The following is a 16,849-nucleotide window of genomic DNA, read 5'->3' on the forward strand; positions in this document are numbered from 1 at the left end:
CTTATCGCGGCTGGGATCCGAACGACGGCGGGCGGTCCGCCTTGGCGGTGCCGAACGACGACGGCTTCGGTCCCATCGTGAATTCCAGTTCGCCACCACGTGCGAGGTCGGCGTGCGAGATCCAGTTCCGCGTCCAGGGCTTGCCGTTCCAGCGGACCGACTGGACATAGGGGCTGGCCGGCGCATTGCCCTTCGCAACGACGCGCAACGTGCGGCCCTGGCCGAGATCGACTTGCGCCGCGTCGAACAGCGGCGAGCCAAAGACGTAGATGCCACTGACCGGATCGACCGGGTAGAAGCCGAGCGCCGACAGGATGAACCACGCGCTCATCTGGCCGCAATCGTCGTTGCCGATGACGCCGTCGGGCTCGGCCTTGTACATCTCGGTCAACAGGCGACGCACCATCGCCTGCGTCTTCCACGGCGCGCCCGCATAGGCGTAGAGATAGGCGGCATGCTGGTCCGGCTCGTTGCCGTGCGCATATTGGCCGACCAGCCCGGTGATGTCGGGCGGCGCATTCTTGGGGAGCGTCGACGGCGCGGTGAACAACGCATCGAGCTTCGTCACGAACCCCGCATCCCCGCCGAACAGCGCGATCAGGCCGTAAACATCGTGCTGGTTGAGGAAGGTCGCCTGCCAGCCGTTCGCCTCGGTATAGTCGCGCTGTTTCTCGGGCTTGTGGCCGAGCTGGATCGGATCGTAGTCGGCCCACCAGCTGCCGTCGGCAAAGCGCGGCCGGGCGAAACAGATCCTGGGGTCGATGACGTTGCGGTAGTTGAGGCTGCGCTTGCGCAGTGCTGCGGCGTCGGCCTTGGCGCCTGCCGCGTCGGCGAGCACTGCCATCGCCCAGTCGTCATAGGCGTATTCCTGCGTGCGGCTGACCGACTCCCAGGTCTTGTCCGCGGGCACGAAACCGAGGTAGTAATAGAAGCCGCGGCCAAGCGTGCTGTCGACGTCCGGAAAGCTGCGATCGAACGCGCGGCTGCGGATCTGCGGCCACGCCGCGGCGTAGTCCGCCTTGATCCCCTTGGCGCAGGCTTCGGCAAGCACCGACACCGAATGCCAGCCGATCATGCACGCGGTCTCGACGCCCTGCAGCGGCCAGACCGGCGATCCGGTCGGGCTCTGCACGGTCTGGCGGACGAGATCGCGGGTGAACTGCGCCGCCTTGTCGGGCTGGACGAGGGTGAGCAGCGGATGCAGCGCGCGGTAGGTGTCCCACATCGAATAGGTGCTGAACGCGGGTTCGGCGGCGGTCGTCTGGTGCACCTTGCGGTCGAGCCCGACATAGCGGCCGTCGCGGTCGGTGAAGAGCGTCGGCGACAGGAACGCGTGATACAGCGCGCTCGCCATGATCGTGCGCTGTTCGAGCGTGCCGCCATCGACGCGGACGCGGTCGAGTTCGGCCTGCCACGTGCCCGCCGCCGAGCGCCGCACCGCGTCGAACTGCCACCCTGCCGCCTCGCCGTCGAGCGCAGCCTTGGCACCGGCGACGTCGACCGCGGAGATGCCGGTCTTGATCAGGATCGGCGCGCCGCCCGCCTGGTCGAAGAACAACGCGACCTTCAGGCGGTTGCCGGTGACGCCCTTCGCACCCGCTGGTGCAGGCGCGTCGTCATCGCCGAAGAACTGGACGCGGTCGGGTTTGCGCGAGAGCTGCATCGCGAAATGGATGCGCCGGCCCTTCGCCCAGCGGTGGACGCGGCGGCTACCCGTCAGCATCCCGTCGGCGGACAGCGCCAGCGAGGCCTCGTCGATCAACGTGCCCTTGTCCCAGACGTCGAGGATCATGTGCGCGAAGTCGACCAGTATGTGCCCCGGCCCCTGCGGGAAGCTGTAGCGATGGTGGCCGGTCCGCTCGGTCACGGTCAGTTCCGCGAGCACGCCCGATTCGAGCTTCACGCGGTAATAGCCGGGCTCGGCGAGTTCGTCGGTAAAACGCTGGCGATACCCGTCTTCGGGTTTGCCGAGCGCGCCGGGTTTCAGCTGCAACGGCCCGCGCGTCGGCACGACCAGCACGTCGAGCATGTCGCCGATCCCGGTGCCCGACAGATGCGTGTGACTGAAGCCCATGATCGAGCCATCGTCCTGGTGATAGCCCGAGCACGCATCCCAGCGACTATTGTCGGTATCGGGTCCGAGCTGGACCATCCCGAACGGCAGCGACGGGCCGGGATAGGTATGGCCGTGCCCGCCGGTACCGACGAACAAATCCGGCTTGCCCGCGACCGGCGCCGGCGCGGCCGCGGCGTTGGTGACGGGCAACGCGGCGGCGAGGCTCGCGAGCCCGGTGCCGGCGAGCACCTGGCGGCGGTTGGCGGTGGTCATGTGTATCTCCCGGAATTCATGTCAGTAGCGGGCGGCCAGCAAGGCAGGCTTGCGGCGCTCGAGGTCGAGGATCAGCTCGCCGAACAATCCATTGGCCCAGGCGAACCAGCTGCGCGTGAACTTGCCCGGATCGTCCTTGTCGAAGGACTCATGCATGAACCCGGTGCCGCCATGCGTCGTCTTCAGCCACGCAAGACACTGGTGGATCACCGCGTCGTCGTCGCTGTTCATCGCGTGCGTGATGATCGACATCGGCCAGATCATGTCGAGCCCGATATGCGGGCCGCCAATCCCGCGCGCGGCGGTGCCGGTGAAGAAATACGGGTTCCGATCGCTCCACGCGAGCGCGGCGGTGCGGCGGAACAGCGGGTTGCTGCGATCCGCCGCGCCGAGCAGCGGCAGGCCCGACAGGCTCGGCACGTTGGCGTCGTCCATGAAGATCGCGTTGCCGAAGCCGTCGACCTCGTACGCCCAGACCTCGCCGCCCTGCCCGTCCGGCATCCTGCCATGCGCGCGGAGTGCCGCCTCGACTTCGGTCGCCAGCGCCTCGCTGTCGGTCGCGCCCGCCATATCGCCGCGGGCCTCGCGCTGGACCGTCGCCAGCATGCGCAGCGCCGACACCGCGAACAGGTTCGACGAGATCAGGAACGGATAGAGGCACGCATCGTCTGACGGGCGGAACATCGAATGGATCAGGCCGACCTTCCGCGTGGGGGCGCCATAGCCCTCGAACATCAGCGTCTCGGTCGGCGAGACGTTCAAGCGCTGGAAATGATACGGGCCCTTGCCGTTCTTGCGCTGCTGTTCGCGGAAGGTCGCGACCGCGCGGCGCATCGCCTTCGCCCACAGATCGTCGAACGGCGTCTTGTCGCGGGTCGCGGTCCAATAGCCGTGCGCGAGCCGCATCGGATAGCAGAGCGAGTCGATCTCCCACTTCCGCTCGGCTACGCCCGGTTTCATGTCGGTCTGGTCGGTCCGCGCGCCGAGGTTCGACTTGGCGGTCGGATCCTCCATGAACGCGTTGGCGTAAGGGTCGATCAGGATGCACCGCGCCTGCCGCGCGATCAGCCCGGTGAATACACGGCGCAAGCCGGCATCCTTCGGCGCGAGGTGCACATAGGTCTGCATCTGCGCCGAACTGTCGCGCAGCCACAGCGCCTCGATATCGCCGGTGATGACGAACGCATCGGGCTTGCCGTCGACCGTGCCGATTTTGACCGTGGTGTCGAGCGTGTTGGGGTAGCAATTCTCGAACAGCCAGGCGAGTTCGGGGTCGGCGATCTTCGCCTTCACGCGCGCGATCTCGGCCTCGACCGCGGGGCTGACGAAGCGGCGCTGGCCGCGTGGCGGTCGCTTGCTCACGCGTGGTGCGGCGGCGGCGGCGGCGCGCGGCACGCTCGCGGTGACGGCCAACGCGGCGGCACCCGTCATGACGTCGCGTCGACGAAGGCGCATTCCGGTCTCCATGGTCATCGTCCCGCCACCGGTGCGCTCATCGAGAACGGCGCATCCGCCTTCGCCGATCCCCAGGCGGTGTTCGGCGTCGGCCCCATCACGAACCGCAGCGTGCCGCCCTGCTGCAACGCTGCGCGCGTCAGCCAGGGCTTGTCGTGCGGGGTGCCGTTGAAGCTCGCCGACTGGATGTAGACGTTGCCGGGGCCGTTGTTCGCCGCCTCGATCGTCAGCGTCTTGCCGCCCGGCATCGTCAGCTTCACGGTCTGGAACAGCGGGCTGCCGATCGCATATTGCCCGACCGCAGGCGTGACCGGGTAGAAGCCGAGCGCGGAAAACACGTACCACGCCGAGGTCTGGCCATTGTCCTCATCACCCGGATAGCCGTCGGGCGCGGGCAAGTAGAGCTTCTTCATCACGTCTCGGACGTGATATTGCGTCTTCCACGGGGCGCCGGCCCAGTCGTAGAGATAGGTCATGTGCTGGATCGGCTGGTTGCCGTGCGCATATTGCCCCATGTCGACGATCTGCATCTCGCGGATCTCGTGAATGGTCTGCCCGTAATAGCTGTCGTCGAAGATCGGCGGCGTGGTGAAGATCGAGTCGAGCCGCTTCACGAACGCCTCGCGCCCGCCCATCAGGTCGGCCAGCCCCTGCACGTCCTGCATCACCGACCAGCTGTAATGCAGCGCATTCCCCTCGGTGAACGCATCGCCCCATTTGTACGGGCTGAACGGCGTCGACCAGCTGCCGTCCTTTTTGCGGCCCCGCATCCAGCCGCTCTGCGTGTCGTAGAGCTTGCGGTAATTCTGCGCGCGCGTGGCGTAGAGCTTCGCATCCTCGGTCTTGCCCAGTGCCGCCGCAAGCCGCGAGATCGAGAAGTCGGCAGTGGCGTATTCGAGCGTGCGCGCGGCATTCTCGTTGATGCCGACGTCGTACGGCACATAGCCGAGGCGGTTGTAATATTCGACGCCCTCGCGCCCGACCGCGCCGACGACCTTGCCCTTCTTGTCGACCGGGCGGCCCTGCGACGTCGTCGCGTTCTTGACCATCGCCTCATACAAGGTTTCGACGTCGAACCCGCGCACGCCGTTGAGGTACGCGTCGGCGATCAGGTTCGCCGAGTTCGATCCGATCATCACGTCGCGGTGGCCGGGGCTGGCCCATTCGGGCAGCCAGCCGGACTCCTTGTAGGTGTTGACCAGCCCCTGCATGATCTCGCTGTCGCGCTCGGGATACATCAGCGCGAAGAACGGGAAGACTGCGCGCCACGTGTCCCAGAAACCGTTGTCGGTGTAGAGGAAGCCCGGGTGCACCTTGCCGTCATACGGGCTGTAGTGGACCGTCTGGCCCTTGGCATCGACCTCGTGGAACATCCGCGGGAACTGCAGCATGCGGTACAGCGCGGAATAGAAGATGCGGCGGTTGTCGAGGTTGGGATCGGTGACCTGGACGCGGTCGAACTCGCGCTGCCAGATCGCCTTGGCCTTCGTCCTGGTCTGCTCGAACCCGTCGCCGCCGATCTCGCCGCGCAGGTTTCGCTCGGCCTGTTCCAGGCTGATGAACGACGAGGCGACCTTGACGCCGACCTGCTCGCCCTTGCGTGTCTTGAAGCTGACGACCGCGCCGACATGATCGCCCTCGCGCGTTGGCGTCGCGGTGACCTGGCCCTTGCCGTCCCAGGTCTGGCTGACGGTGAAGTCGTGGTCGAATTCCGCGACGAAGTAATTGTGGAAATTGTCGGGCACGCCGCCGTGGTTGTTGCGGACATAGCCGGTGATGCGGCGCCTGGCCTTGTCGATCGAGACCATCGAGCCGCCGGCATAGCCGTCGAGGATGATGTGCGCGTCGTTGCTCTGCGGGAAGGTGAAGCGGAACTGTGCGGCGCGGTTGGTCGGCGCGACCTCCGCGGTCACGTCGTAATCGGCGAGATAGACCTTGTAGCTGTACGGCCGGCTATCCTCCGCCTTGTGGCTGTACCAGGACGCGCGCTCGTCCTCCTTCACCTTCAGCGCACCGGTCGTCGCCATCAGCGAGAACGCAGCGTAGTCGTTCATCCAGGGACTGGGCTGGTGCGTCTGCTTGATGCCGTTGATCTTGTTCGCGTCGTAGGTGTAGCCCCAGCCGCTGGTCGTCTTGCCGGTGACCGGCGTCCAGAAGTTCATTCCCCACGGCACCGCCACCGCGGGATAGGTATTGCCGTAGGACAAAGTGTAGTCGGAATCGGTCCCCATCAGCGGGTTGACCAGATCGACCGAAGGCTGATCCTGCGGCTGCATCGCGCCGTTGGAAGTAGCTTGAGCCAGAATCGGCGCGGGCGCGACGAGCGCAAGCGACGCGACCGCCGCTACCGTGCCGCGCAAATTGGCGATCGCCCTGTTTCTCACATCGCTCTCCCTGAATTTCGTGTCGGCTTCTGCACGCCGATCGGTCGCGGCTTCACGCCCGCATCGGTCATCACCACCGGCTCGATCCGACCATCGGCGGCAAAGACCATCCTGTCGATCGCGATCTGCCGGTGTTCGCCGCGATCGGTGTCGAGCGGGCGGCGGTGATACGCGATGTACCAGTCGTCGGTACCGGGCACGTTGACCACCGAGTGATGCCCCGCCCCGCGCGCGATACGCAGGTCCTGCGACAGGATCTTGCCGCGCGGCGTGAACGGCCCGGTCGGTCCCGGCCCGGTCGCATAGGCGACGCTATAGTCCGGGCCGGTCCAGCCGCCCTCCGACCACATCAGGTAATAGACGCCCTTGCGCTCGATCATGAACGAGCCCTCGACATAGCCGGGCGGCGTCACTTCCTTGTAGGTCGAGCCATCGGCGAACGGCAGGATGCGCTTGAGGTCGGGGCTGAGTCGGACGACGTTGCAATGCTTCCAACCGCCGTAGAACAGATAGACCTGGCCATCGTGATCGCGAAACGCGAACGGGTCGATCGGTTGCGCGCCGTTGTGGAACGCGCCGACCAGCGGCTTGCCGATCGCGTCCTTGAACGGACCACCGGGCCGGTCGCTGACCGCGAGGCCGATCCCGCCAAGCTCCGCATCGCTCTGAATGTCGTTCGCGCTGAAGAACATATAATAGCGACCGTTCGCCTGGATCACCGATGGCGCCCAGATCGCATACGCCGCCCACGCTGCGTTCCGCACGTCGAACACGTGGTCGTGCTTGGTCCAGTGTACCAGGTCGGATGACGAGAACGCGTTGAAAAAGGTCTGCATCCCGTAGGACGGGCGCACCGTCTTACGCTGACGCGCGAGCTTTTGCGCGGCCGAGAAACGGCTCGTGACGTCGGGCTTGCCGTAGTGATCCGAATAGGTCGGATAGATCCAGTAGCGGCCGCCGAATACCCGGATCTCGGGGTCGGCATACCAGCCGGGAACGATCGGGTTCGACGCACTCGCCAGCCCGCACATCATCAGAGCCGACGCGGTCAGCGCGATCCGAACCCCGCGCCGTCCATGCGCTTCGCCCGCGCCCTGCGGCTTGGCGCTTCGAGACAAAAGAGGGTAGCGCCGCGAAGGCGCCACCCGAGAGACAAGCCGATCAAACCAGGTCATCAGAAGTTGAACGACACGCCGACATAGGCCCGCCGCCCGAAGTAATTCCGGTAGGTGAAGCGGTCCTTCGTATCGTTGCCGAGATGGCGGCTCTCTTCCGCCTTGGTCAGGTTGATCACCGAAGCGGTGAGGTTCAGCCGGTCGGTCAGCGCGTATGCCGCATTGAGATCGACCTGTGCATACGGATCGGTGTATTCGTTCAGGCCCGACTGCAACCCGCCGACGACTTCGCCGCGCCGGTTGTACGAGGCACGCATCAGCACCTTGCCGTGTTCGTAGAAGACCGAGGCGTTGACCTGCGTCTTCGCGCTGCCGACGAGCGCGGACGAGCCGACCTTCTGCCCGTCGAGCGTCACGTCCGCCACCGAGGTGTCGTTATAGGTGAAGTTGACCTGCGCGCCGAGACCGAAGGGCAGCGTGTGCTGCGCGTACAGTTCGACACCCTGTGACCGCGCATTCGATCCGTTCGCGACAGTCGAGTAAGGCTGGATCAACTGCTGCGTTCCGTTGACGTCGCGCGTGACGTTGAGCACCAACGGCACCACGAAGTCCGACACGTCCTTGCGGAAGAAGGTCGCGCCGAGCACCGAACCGCGATGGAAATACCATTCGATGCCAAGATCATATTGCCACGCGGAGAACGGATTCAGGTCTGAATTGCCGCCGCTGCCCGACCAGCCGGCGAACTCGCCGAACTGGCCGCGATCGAACGCATAGGCATCCGAGCGGAAAGTGAGCGACCGCTGCGACCCCAAATTCTCGAACGATGGCCGCGCAATCACCTTCGCGACGGCGCCGCGGACGAGGAGATCGGGCGTGACTTCGTACGACACGTTGAAGCTCGGCAGCCAGTCCGTGTACGTCTTAGACTGGTCGGCACGCGTGTTGACGATCGTCTCGCGCACGCTGAGCGGCAGCACCTGGCAATTGCCATCGGGGCCGAGCGGACGGTTGGGATCGGCCGCCCCGCCGGGGCCGTTGACGCAATAGTCGTTGAGATATTGCAGGCGATCGGACGTGTTGCCCGACTGTTTCGTGTTCGCCATGCGGATGCCGACGTTACCGCGAAGTCCACCGGTCCCAAAGTTCACCTGCGCATAGCCGGCGAAGACCCGCTCCCCCAGCGCGTAGACGAAGTCGGGCTCGTAGACCCGCACCGCCTGGCCGTAGGTCGAATTCAGATACTTCAGATATTCGTCGAAATTAATGCCCGGCACGACGTTCGCGTTGAAGCCGCCGTTGATGTTGCCGATCTGGTTTGCGTAGAAGAACTCGGGACGGGCGACCGCGCCCGCTGCGGTATCCTGATAGCGGAGCAGCGTCGCCGGATCGGCATACCAGTCGTTGCGACCGGTCTCGCGGCCGATCTTCAGGTCGCGCCACTTGCCGCCGATCTGTACCGACTTCAGGAACCCGTCGAACCGTCGAGTCAGGTCGAGCTGAGCATAACGCTGGCCAAGGTCGCTGTTGACGAAGCTCGACCCGGTCGAGCCCACGTCGATCTGCGCGATCCCGTTGCGGATGTTGTTCTGCAGCTCGGGCGAGAACTCGAAATTGGCGATGCCGTCCGAGATGTTCCAGTTGCTGACCAGATTACCGTTCTGCTCCCGGCCGGGCGTCGTCAGGCGGGGCTTGGCGGCGACGCTGAAGCGCACCGACGGGCCACCGCTCGACTTGGTCTTGCCCAGTTTCAGGACGGCGTCGAAGCGATCCTGGCTATATTTGACCTCGGTCTCGAACGTGTTCGAAACCTGTTTCTCGCGACTGTACGTGCCGGCGATCTGCGGCGTCTCCATCGTGCACGGGGTCGGGCGCGCGAGACAGCCCGTTCCCGCCGCCGGCACCGCGAAATTGGCCGACTGAAAGATCGTGCCGCTCTTGTCGAACGTCGCACCGGTGAAGAAGTTGTCATAGCCCCATTCGGGGATCTTCAGCACGTTCGAAGTAAAGTTGCTGCTATAGCCGAACCGGAAATAGTTCGCGGTGACCGTGACCGCCTCGAACGGCTTGAACTGCGCGGTCGCCTGGATACCGTACCGCTCGCGTTCCTGATCGAAGACTTCGGCGTTGACCGACTGCGGTGCCCAATAGCCCGAATAATGCGTGCCATCGCGCGCAGTCGTGCCCTGGCCCGGCCAGTAGGAGATCGCGTCGTTGTTCGCGAAGGTCTTGCCGTCGACGTCGGTCGCGGGCTTCAGGACGTTGCCCTGTGCGTCGCGATCGCTCCACCACAGCCAGCTCTCGGACGAGCTGCGCAACTCGCGGTTGGTACGCTTCTGCCAGACGCCGCCGACCAGCAGACCGAACGTCTCCTCCTTGTTCTTCCACGATACCTGCCCGCCAAGCTGCGGTTCGTACTTCTCGGTCGTGTCCGAATACGTGCCCTCGGCGGAGACGAAACCCGACCACGCCGGCACGTCGAACGGCCGCCGCGTGTTGAGGATGATCGTGCCGCCGACGCCACCTTCCTCCAGCCGCGCTTCGGGCGACTTATAGACCTCGGTGCTGGCGATGAAGGTCGACGGCAGCAGGACGTAGTTGAACGATCGCTGCGGCTCGCCACTATCGGCGCCGGCGAGGAAATTGCCGTTGAGCAAGGTGAGCGTCAGGCCCGACTGAAGCCCGCGGATACTGACCCGGCTACCTTCGCCGCCGTCACGGGTGATGACCACGCCCGGCACGCGCTGCAACGCATCGGCGACGTTCTTGTCGGGGAACTTGCCGACGTCTTCGGCGGTGATGACGTCGACGAACGCGTTCGCCTCGCGCTTCTGAGTGAGGCTCTTCTCGATCGAGCGCCGATACCCGGTAACGACGATGTCGCCAGTGTCCTGCGCCGACCCATCCGGCTGTGTCGTGCCCGCGGCTTGCCCGGACTCCGCCGTAGCGGTCGAGGCGGTCTGCGCCTTGTCGGACGGCGTCGCGCTCTGGGGAGGCGCAGGGGAAGGCGCGGCCTGTTGAGCCTGCGCAGCACCGGCCAACGCCGCAGTAAGACTGACCGTGGCCAACAGGAACGACAACGGACGATGGCGACGCGCCACGATCGAGCACGATTCTATGCTTGCGGTCATCAGACTTTCCTCTTCCTCGTGAGGATGCCTGCGCCCCCTCACTTACCCCTGCGAATAGCGCGCCTGCCCACCGTTTTCGGTTGGGCTGTCCGGTTGAATCGGATCCTGTCGGCGTGCAGTCTCGACCCGTCTATTTGCCAATTGTAAAAGCAAATTGTCAAATAGATTGTTGCGCTAGTTTTGGACCGTTGCGGACGTAACTCGGCGAATACCCTTTGATGCGCCGATAGTCTGGGGGAAGACACCGCGAGGATTCACGCCTGCCGTCGCGTATTCGTACGTAAACGAAGACAACAGCCCGCACTCCGGAACGCCAAGCGCACAGAGGCCTCACATGCCAAGGTAGCGGTACCGAAACCGATTACCGGCGTCAGTCGGCTGCCGCGCCGGAATCCTTCCAGAGCGCAGCGGCCTTGGGCAGCAGGAAATGACTGAACGGCAGGATCGCCGCACCGACCGCCGGCGCATCCTCCGACAGCGCGGCACGGCGGACCGGCGCGATCGCGGGCGCATCGGTCGCGTCCCGGATCAACGCGTTGACGCGCTCCGCGACCCGTTCAACCAACCGGCTCGGCAGGCGCCCGCCGATCAGGATTACCGCCGGATCGATCAGGCAGTTGATCGCGTCGAGGGGCGTGCAGAGCGTGTGCGCCGCCCTCTCGACCCATTCCTCCAGACAAAGCTCGACGTCCGGCGCCCAATCGGCCTGATGCAGAACCTGCCCGATCTCGAAACCCGAATTCGCCAGATGCTCGGCAAGTCCGGATAGCGATACCAGTTTCTGCACGGTCTCGCGTCCCCGCTTGCCGCCGCCGGCCGCCATGAACCCCAGCTCTCCGCTGCGCCCGTGCGTGCCGCGAACATACGCGCCATCCGCAACGAAGCCGCCGCCCAGCCCCGACGACACGAGGATGTAGAAGAAACTGCTGTAATTCTGTCCGAAGCCTAGCTGCATCTCGCCCATCGCGGCGGCGGCGGCATCGTTCTCGACGAACACCGGCAGCGACAGCGGCTTGTCGAACAGCGTCGCCATGTCAATCCCGTCCCACGCCGCATAGGCGGCCGGACGGCCCGGCATCGCGACCAGCGCGAGGTCGTCGGGTCGCGCCACGCCGATGCCGACCAGCTTGGCGGGATCGACCTTCGCGCTTTTCAGCATCTGGCGTACCGAGCGCCGAAAGAGATCGCGGACGTCGTCGGGCAGCGCAAAGCTGATCTCGATCGACTTGCGCGCGAGGATCTGGGCGAGGAAATCGACCAGCACGATCGTGATATGGTCGCGGTCGATATTGACGCCGATCGAGTAGCACGCATCGGCGCGGACGACGAGTTTGGTCGGCGGCTGGCCGCGTCCACCACGGCGCTGCCCCGCCTCCTCGATCATCCCTTCCTGCAACAGCCGCCGCGTGATGTTCGCGATCGCCGGCCCTGTCAGCCCGGTAATGCGTGCGAGGTCGATCCGCGTCAGCGATCCGCCGAGGCGAATGGCATGCAGCGTCACGCGCTGGTTGTGGTCGGCGGCGCGCTCGAGGTTGGTCCCCGACAGACGCGGCGGCGTTTGAAGAGTCATGCGGACCTATCATCCAGGCTGGAGAACAGAAGACGAAGCCGTACTGCGCTGCAACATAGCGACGTCAGCGTTGGCGACGAAGTGATCCCGCGATTGCGAAGGCTTGGCAAGCGCACACTATTGGCGTTCAGTGAACGCATGGCACATCGGCCCGGTCTGAAGACCATCTTCCGCATCCCCTCGCTTTCAAACTGTTCGTTTGAATTATCCAATTTGATGTTCTAATCCACTTCTGCGGTTGCGCAAGAGCTGGCGATGAAGGCAGTCTGGCGACCGAACGAATAGAGGGGATGTGCGCGACATGGTTCACCTGGCACCCGGCAAGCTACCCCGCCTATTTCCCTCCGAACGGGTGACCTCGACGTCCATCTTCACACGATCGTGCCTCGTGGGTGCACTGTTCACCACGATCCTCGCCGGCCCTGCCTTCGGACAAGATGCCGCTAAACCTAGCGATGCGGTCGATCCGTTCATCGGCACGGGCGGCGAAGGGCACACCTTCCCCGGCGCGGTCGCGCCGTTCGGCATGGTCCAGTTGTCGCCGGATACCGATACCTCCTGCGTGATCCGTACCTGCTACGGCCATGCTGCCGGCTATCGCTACGACGATCCGACGATCGAGGGGTTCAGCCACACGCATTTCTCGGGCGCGGGACATTCCGATCTCGGCGACATCCTCGTCATGCCGGTATCGGGCGACGCCGTGTCGATGGACCCCGGCACGCCCGCCGCACTCGGGTATCGCTCGCGCTTTTCGCATGCCAGCGAAGTCGCCAAGCCTGGCTATTACGCGGTCACGCTCGACGGTCCGGGCGTACGCGCGGAAATGACGGCGGGCACACGGATCGGCGTGCATCGCTACAGCTTTCCCAAGGGCAAGGCCGCGCACCTCGTCGTCGATCTCCGGTCGTCGCTATATAATTATCCCGGCAAGATCCTGTGGTCGGGACTGCATTTGCGGGACGACGGCGTGCTCACTGGCTTCCGCGAGACGCGCGGCTGGGCACCCGGCCGCAAGCTCTACTTCGCGATGCGGTTCTCCGCGCCGCTGGTCGGCCACGCGCTGGTCAACCGCGAGAAGGATATCCCGTACAAGGGCTTTCAAGGCCCCGGCCGCGGCAGCGATGCGCTCGCGGAAAAGCTTGGCCAGGCACTGGAAGCACGGCTCGACTTCGGCCCGCTCGACGCTCCGCTAGAGGTGAAGGTCGGGATCTCCGGCGTCGATGAAGCCGGGGCGCTCGCCAATCTCGACAGCGAACCCGGTAGCTTCGACGCCGTCCGCACCAAGACTGCAAGCGACTGGGATACCGCGCTCGGCGCCGTCAAGTTCGAGGCGCCCGCACCGATGCGCCGCATCTTCGCGACCGCGCTCTACCACAGCCTGCTCGCCCCCAGCGTGTGGAGCGACAGCGACGGGCGCTACCGCGGCCCCGACGACCAGGTGCATCAGGCCACCGGCTTCACCGTCCGCTCGACCTTTTCCCTCTGGGACACGTTCCGCGCCGAACACCCGCTTCTGACGCTGATCCAGCCGGAAAAGACCAATTCCGACATCGTCCGCTCGCTGATTGCCAGCCAACAGCACAGCCCCGACGGCATCCTCCCGGTCTGGCAATTCGCCGGACGCGAGACGTGGACAATGATCGGCTATCACGCCGTCCCCGTCATCGCCGACGCGTATATGAAGGGCATTCGCGGCTTCGACGCGGACGCCGCGCTGCAGGCGATGGTCGCGAGCGCCGACCACGCGTCCTACGGCGGGCTCGGCGAATATATCCAGCGCGGCTACGTCCCGATCGACAAGGAGCCGGAGGCCGCGTCGAAGACCGTCGAATATGCCTATGACGACTGGACGATTGCGCGAATGGCGCGGCGGATGGGCAAGACCGCCATCGCCGAGCGGTTCGAAAAGCGCGCGGGCAACTGGCGCAACAGCTTCGATGCGAAGTCCGGCTGGCTGCGCGCAAGGCTCGCGAACGGCGCGTTCCGTACGCCCTTCGATCCGACCGCGATCAACTACGGCTCCGATTATACCGAGGGCAATGCGTGGCAATATAGCTGGTTCGTGCCGCAGGATCAGGCGGGCTTGTTCCATCTGCTCGGCGGCGATGCGAAGACCGTCAGGAAGCTCGACGCGATGTTCGACTTCGACAATTCGAAGGTCGATTACAGTCATGCGGAGGATATCGCCGGGCTGATCGGCCAGTATATCCACGGCAACGAACCGAGCCACCACGTCGCCTATCTCTACAATTACGCCGGCGTGCCGTGGCGGACGCAGGAGCGGCTCGGCCAGATCGTGCGGAGCCAATATGGCGCCAAACCGGAGGGGCTGAGCGGCAACGACGATCTTGGCCAGATGTCCGCATGGCTCGTCTTCACCGCGCTCGGCTTCTACCCGGTCGCGCCGGGATCGAACGAATATGTCATCGGTCGCCCGTTCCTGTCGCAGGCAACGCTCGCGCTGCCCGGTGGCAAGCAGTTCGCGATCCGCACGGACAATCTGTCGGACGCCAACCCCTATATCCAGTCGGTCACGCTGAACGGAGCGCCCCTCACCCGCAGCTATCTGCGCGACGACGAGATCCGGCAGGGTGGCGAACTCCGCTTCGTGATGGCCGCAAAACCCAACAAGCTCTGGGGCAAGGGCGCGAAGGCCCGGCCGTTCTCGGCCTCGACCGCGCCATCGACCATGCCGCGCCACTAAAGACCGTCAGACCGATTGCCCCCGCGCCCCGGTTGCGCCTAGCTTCGCCCCAAAGATTCCGGAGCACGTCACCATGACTATCAAATTCGTCCTGCTCGCCTCGATCGCCCTCGCCACCACTGCAATCGCGCAGGACAAGATCGCACCCGTCGGCGGCGACATCCCCGCCAAGTTCGTCCCGCCGACCGCCGCGCAGGATTACGTGAAGCGCGAGGTGATGATCCCGATGCGCGACGGGACCAAGCTCTACACCGTCATCGTCTATCCCAAGGGCGTCGCGAACGCGCCGATCGTCCTGACCCGCACGCCCTACAACGCAAAGGGTCGCGCGAACCGCTCCGACAGTGCGAACATCCTCGCCACGCTGCCGCTCGCCGACGAGATGTTCGTGAAGGCGGGCTATATCCGCGTGTATCAGGACATCCGCGGCAAATACGGGTCGGAGGGCGAGTATGTCGTGACACGCCCCGTCATCGGCCCACTCAACCCGACCAAGGTCGATCACGTCACCGACGCGTACGACACCATCGACTGGCTGGTGAACAAGGCGAACCTCCCCGAGAGCAACGGCCGGGTCGGCATGATCGGTTCGTCCTACGAGGGATTCACGGTCGCGATGGCGCTGCTCGCCCCGCACCCCGCGCTGAAGGTCGCCGCGCCCGAGAGCCCGATGATCGACGGCTGGATGGGCGACGACTGGTTCCACTACGGCGCCTTCCGTCTCGCCAACATCGCGTGGCTCGGCAGCCAAACGGGTTACAAGGGCGCGGGCAAGGCACCGCCCACCGGCGGCTACGACGATTACGAGAATTTCCGCGAGGTCGGCTCGGCCGGCGACTGGGCGAAGAAGTCCGGCTACGACCAGCTTCCCTATTGGCAGCGGATGGTGTCGCACCCCGCCTATGACGGCTTCTGGCAGGGTCAGGCGCTCGACAAGCTGCTCGCCGCCAACCCGTCGAACGTGCCGACGATCTGGGAACAAGGCCTGTGGGACCAGGAAGACATGTACGGCGCGATCACCGCGTGGGAAGCGCTCAAGGCCAAGGGCAAGCTCGGCAACAACCACCTCGTGATGGGGCCGTGGCGCCACAGCCAGATCAACCGCGAGGGCCGCAGCCTCGGGCCGTTCCAGTGGAATGGCGACACCGCCCAGCAATTCCGCGAGGACATGCTGCTCCCCTATTTCAACCAGTATCTGAAGGACGGCGCGCCCGTCACGCTGCCCGCCGCCGCGATCTACAACACCGGCGAGAACCACTGGGACAAGTTCGCAACCTGGCCGCTCGCATGCGAGACCGGATGCACGTCGCCGCTGAAGCCGATCTACCTGCAGGAGGGCGGCACGCTCGGCTTCGGCAAGGCGACGACCGGCGGTGACAGCTATGTCTCCGATCCGTCGAAGCCCGTGCCGCATTTGCCCCGCCCGGTGAACTTCGGCGATGGCCGCTGGGGCGACTGGCTCGTCAGCGACCAGCGCGGCGTCGATGGCCGTCCCGACGTGATGACCTACACCACCGAGGCGCTGACCACGCCGGTGCGCGTGTCGGGTGCACCGATCGCCGACATCTTTGCGAAGACGACCGGCACCGACGGCGATTTCGTCGTCAAGGTGATCGACGTCTACCCGGCCGAGAACGCGACCGATCCCAAGATGGGCGGCTACGAACTGCCGATCAGCCTCGACATCTTCCGCGGCCGCTATCGCCAGAGCTTCGCCAAGCCGACCGCGATCCCGGCAGGCAAGGTGCAGGAATACAAGTTCCGCCTGCCGACCGTGAACCACGTGTTCCAGCCGGGCCACAAGATCATGATCCAGGTCCAGTCAAGCCTGTTCCCGCTCTACGATCGCAACCCGCAGACGTTCGTGCCCAACATCTTCCTCGCAAAGAAAGCGGACTATAAGCCGGCAACGGTGACGATCGTCCGCGGCGGCGCATCCGCGAGCGCGGTCTGGTTACCGGTCGTCCCGCTCGACCAATCCGCGGCAATGGCCAAGTAATCGATCGAACCAGGCCGACATAAGGACGGCATCGTCGCCCGGCCAACTCGGCCGCGGCGGCGTCCCCATAGCGTCATTACCCCCGACGCCAGACTGATCATACTACCGCATCGCCTAGTCGTTTCCGATCACGCGCGGCCGCCTGCAATTTCGTACTGA

General features: G+C 65.2%; 8 protein-coding genes. 2 read left to right on the forward strand and 6 right to left on the reverse strand.

All coding sequences use genetic code 11. The features are described 5' to 3' along the window. Window position 1: 1 nt before the first annotated feature. The 6 genes from C8J42_RS13825 to C8J42_RS13850 all read right to left on the reverse strand — a co-directional run bounded on the left by C8J42_RS13825 (window position 2) and on the right by C8J42_RS13850 (window position 11,984). Window positions 2–2,329 (reverse strand): GH92 family glycosyl hydrolase, encoded by a 2,328-nt coding sequence (locus C8J42_RS13825; protein WP_133020540.1) that lies wholly within the window; start codon window positions 2,327–2,329, stop codon window positions 2–4. 21 nt (window positions 2,330–2,350) lie between these two features. Continuing rightward, a complete protein-coding gene (locus tag C8J42_RS13830; protein ID WP_133020541.1) occupies window positions 2,351–3,784 on the reverse strand; it encodes a glycoside hydrolase family 125 protein in 1,434 nt (477 codons plus the stop codon). A gap of 14 nt (window positions 3,785–3,798) precedes the next feature. Then, window positions 3,799–6,060, reverse strand: coding sequence for a GH92 family glycosyl hydrolase (locus C8J42_RS13835; RefSeq protein ID WP_207897147.1), 2,262 nt, complete (start codon window positions 6,058–6,060; stop codon window positions 3,799–3,801). Between the two features lie 104 nt (window positions 6,061–6,164). Beyond that, window positions 6,165–7,286: a glycoside hydrolase family 43 protein gene (locus tag C8J42_RS13840; RefSeq protein ID WP_243644424.1), complete on the reverse strand. Its 1,122-nt coding sequence runs from the start codon at window positions 7,284–7,286 to the stop codon at window positions 6,165–6,167. Window positions 7,287–7,342: 56 nt separating this feature from the next. Beyond that, window positions 7,343–10,414 carry a TonB-dependent receptor gene (locus C8J42_RS13845; protein ID WP_133020543.1) on the reverse strand — a complete coding sequence of 1,024 codons (3,072 nt, stop codon included), beginning with the start codon at window positions 10,412–10,414 and terminating at the stop codon, window positions 7,343–7,345. A 370-nt stretch (window positions 10,415–10,784) separates the two neighbouring features. After that, window positions 10,785–11,984, reverse strand: a complete 1,200-nt coding sequence (locus tag C8J42_RS13850) for an ROK family transcriptional regulator (protein ID WP_133020544.1) — start codon at window positions 11,982–11,984, stop codon at window positions 10,785–10,787. 409 nt (window positions 11,985–12,393) lie between these two features. Between C8J42_RS13850 and C8J42_RS13855 the strand changes: the two genes are divergently transcribed. Both C8J42_RS13855 and C8J42_RS13860 read left to right on the forward strand, forming a co-directional pair. Continuing rightward, window positions 12,394–14,691, forward strand: a complete 2,298-nt coding sequence (locus C8J42_RS13855; RefSeq protein WP_243644471.1) for a GH92 family glycosyl hydrolase — start codon at window positions 12,394–12,396, stop codon at window positions 14,689–14,691. A gap of 73 nt (window positions 14,692–14,764) precedes the next feature. Continuing rightward, window positions 14,765–16,690 (forward strand): CocE/NonD family hydrolase, encoded by a 1,926-nt coding sequence (locus C8J42_RS13860; RefSeq protein WP_133020546.1) that lies wholly within the window; start codon window positions 14,765–14,767, stop codon window positions 16,688–16,690. The last annotated feature ends 159 nt before the right edge of the window (window positions 16,691–16,849 follow it).

The sequence above is a fragment of the Sphingomonas sp. PP-CE-1A-559 genome (assembly GCF_004340965.1).
Classification (GTDB): Bacteria; Pseudomonadota; Alphaproteobacteria; order Sphingomonadales; family Sphingomonadaceae; genus Sphingomonas.